Annotated in this window: 3 protein-coding genes; all 3 read right to left on the bottom strand. The window is 57.7% G+C overall.

Going from position 1 to position 3008, the window contains the following annotated elements; translation table 11 throughout:
* Positions 1-93: 93 nt before the first annotated feature.
* The 3 genes from KPG71_RS19890 to KPG71_RS19490 all read right to left on the bottom strand — a co-directional run bounded on the left by KPG71_RS19890 (position 94) and on the right by KPG71_RS19490 (position 2907).
* Positions 94-525, bottom strand: coding sequence for a CoA pyrophosphatase (locus KPG71_RS19890; protein ID WP_216340413.1), 432 nt, complete (start codon positions 523-525; stop codon positions 94-96).
* A gap of 158 nt (positions 526-683) precedes the next feature.
* Positions 684-2012, bottom strand: coding sequence for a phenylacetate--CoA ligase family protein (locus KPG71_RS19495; RefSeq protein ID WP_216340411.1), 1329 nt, complete (start codon positions 2010-2012; stop codon positions 684-686).
* A gap of 409 nt (positions 2013-2421) precedes the next feature.
* Positions 2422-2907 (bottom strand): ABC transporter ATP-binding protein, encoded by a 486-nt coding sequence (locus KPG71_RS19490; RefSeq protein ID WP_216340409.1) that lies wholly within the window; start codon positions 2905-2907, stop codon positions 2422-2424.
* Positions 2908-3008: the final 101 nt, after the last annotated feature.

The raw sequence follows: 3008 nt of genomic DNA, 5'->3' as shown, positions 1-3008 counted from the left end.
ACTCGCAGCTTAGCACCTTCATAGATCATCCGATTGCCAATCTGCTCTGGTGTCCAGCCCAGTTTGATCTTTGCCACAACAGTCTTGCACAGTTCAGGATGCCGGATCAGCTTGCGCTGTACCGAGCAGCGTTTGTTCGTCTGAAGCTGTGCCGCGTGAGGGATAGGAGACAACCACGGGCGACATGACGTAGCCCGACCTTGTTACATAGTCATCCAAGCGGCCTTCGACCAAGACGTCGGCCTGACGAACGCCCATCTCTTCCTCAAGTTCTCTGCATGCTGCCTGCTCGCACGTTTCCCCTGGGTCTCGCCGGCCGCCCGGAAGTCCCCACTGACCGGCGTGGCTGCGTAGATGGGCAGCCCTTTCAATCAGCGTGATCAGTGGATCGATTTCGCCGCAGACAGTTATGCAGACAGAGGCTTGCCTCAGATCATCACGTTCGACTTTAGAGATATGTGGGCGGATAATGGCGCAAGCGGCACGCACATCCCGCAGGTTTGGGAGCCTGATTTCTTGCGCCATTTTGTTCACAGGTAAAGACTGTTGCGTAATCGCACCCAGATGAGAGGGCTGACCGAAGTTGTTCCCCGGTAGCATAGGGTTTAGGTATCACTTCCCGGCTCACATGGCCAATCTCCGGTGCATCCCGTTGAGATAGGGTACACCACGTTTGACTGGCTTCAGCGAAGGTCTCTCCAGCGCCGCGCCTTGTAGTCGCTCACTTCGATGCGCGGCACGATTTCGATGTCGAAATAAATGCCCAAACGGCTCTTCACCGCTTCTTTTCCGCGCGCGACGATGTGGTCGGGCGTCAGGCCCGAAACGCCTTCGCGCAGTTGCAAGCGCAACGTCGCGACATCTACAAAGGCCGCAGTACGGGTGAGGATGACCTCATATTGTTCGATCTCCGGCCAGGAGAACACCAGATCGTCCACCGCTTGCGGGAAGATGTTGATGCCCTTGACCTTCTTCACGTCGTCGATCCGGCTGATCGAGGCCATCTCCACACCATGGAAATTGCGGATCGAACCCTTTCGGCCACCCTTCTGGAATACCGCGCCATCGCGGACGCGGTTGCGGATCACCGGATTGTCGAAATGGTAAAGGCTGGTGATGACCAACTCGCCAAACTCACCATCGGCCACCGGCAGGCCCGTGTCGGGATCGACGACCTCCAGCAGGACGAAGGGGTCGATGTTCAGCAACGAACCGGGGCGGCCCGGCTCACCGATACCGTTCTCGTCCGACCACATGAAATCGGCTCGCATGCTTGCGCAGCCGAAACGGTCATAGGCCTTGGCGCCCCACATCTCTTCGATCGATTTGAGGAATGGCAGGCTCGCTCCCTCTAGCCCGGTCAGCAAGGTGGTGACACTGCTCTGGCGCACTTCGTCCCCCATCTTGGTGGCCAGCGTGCCGAAGTAAGAGGTGCTGCCGAAAAGCGCCTTGGGATTGAAGCGGCGGATGTAATCAACCTTGCTGGCTGCGTCATAGTTTCCGACGGGCAGAACAGTCAGGTCTGCCGCAATGGCGCCCTGATATTCGACCCGGCCACCGGCCAGCATGGTGATCGGCAGGGTCAGTAGCACAATGTCTCCGGGCGCCATGCCAGCCCAGGCCATGCCGTAGCGATAGATTTCCTCCATCGCCTTCAGTTCGCGCAAACTGCAGGCGTGCAATTCTTTGCCTTGGCCGCTGGTTCCGCTGGTCGTGTACAGGTCGGTGCGACCCAGATTGTTGTTGATGCTGCCCGAGCGCGTCCCGAAGGGCGGGTGGGCATTCTGATCCGCGACGATATGCGACTTCTCCATCATGGGAAGCATGCGGAAATCTTCAAAAGTCTTGATCTTCGAAACGTCGATACCCGCTTCTTTCCAAAGATTGATGTAGAAAGGGTTGGTTTTCGCAACGTGTTCCAGCATCGCAAGAAGCTTCTGAAGCTGCATGGCATCCAGTTCATCTCGCGACATCGTCTCCGTGTCGCGGTCGTAAAAGCGAGGCTCAGTCATTGCGATTTATCTCCTGCAGAATGCCCTGTTCCGACAGATGCTATTGAGGCGTGCGGGCAATGACACATGATTATGTTTTCGCGCGGCATGAGTTTGGGCATATGAGCTGGGGTTGGTAATTTCGGGAAGCCCGGACACCAGTTTTGGTGCGGATTGTCAGTGAGGGGAAGGCGATCAGGCCTGCCTCTCACTCTTAATCGGCCGGGTTGCTTGTCACGCGTCTACGGCCTCAGGTGCTCGGGTCGGCGCTATCTGCCGAAAGAAGTCCCGCGCCTCATCGCAGTACCAGTCGGTGAAGCGTTCGCACCAGGACTCTGCTTCGGGCATGTAGGGGCCCGGTTCGTAGCCGACCGATGCGCCACCCTTCTGATTGAGCTCGGTCAGGGAAACGCGGCACCGGTCAGGTTGCCTAAAGCGACTCGTTGGCGAGCTTTTCGCCTGCCCGGGCATGAAGTAGATTTGTGAGCCAGTCGGGGTCCATTTCTGGCGTGGAAGCCAGCAGCAACTGTGTGTACTCGGCGAAGGGCGGGCTGAGGACCTGACTCTTGGAGCCTGCCTCAATAATGTTGCCGGACTTGAGAACGACCACCTCATCCGCGATCGCCTGCACTAATCCAATATCGTGCGTGATCACGACATAGGACACACCGAATTCTTGCTGGATTCGCACCAGCGTCTTCAGGATGCCTTCGGCGACTACTTGGTCAAGCGCACTCGTCACTTCGTCGCATATGATTACCTTTGGCTTGGCCGCAAGCGCTCGCCCGATACAGACCCGTTGTTTCTGACCGCCCGAGAGTTCGTGCGGGAGACGGTTGTACATCTGGTCTGGATCAAGTTCGAGTGTTTGCAAGATCTGCCTTACCCGGTGACCTGCCCCCCGAGGCTCCCTCATTCATAACGAGAGTCTGCGGGTCTGGTTTTCATAGTCTTCGGTTTCGTTTTGGGCAAGCGCGCCGGGCGCGGAGCCCTCAAATTGCTCAAGCGTCCGGCGCG

It is taken from the genome of Roseovarius sp. PS-C2, assembly GCF_018862045.1.
GTDB lineage: Bacteria > Pseudomonadota > Alphaproteobacteria > Rhodobacterales > Rhodobacteraceae > Roseovarius.
The sequence above is the reverse complement of the archived record's forward strand: the minus strand, read 5'-3'. Positions and strand labels throughout refer to the sequence as shown.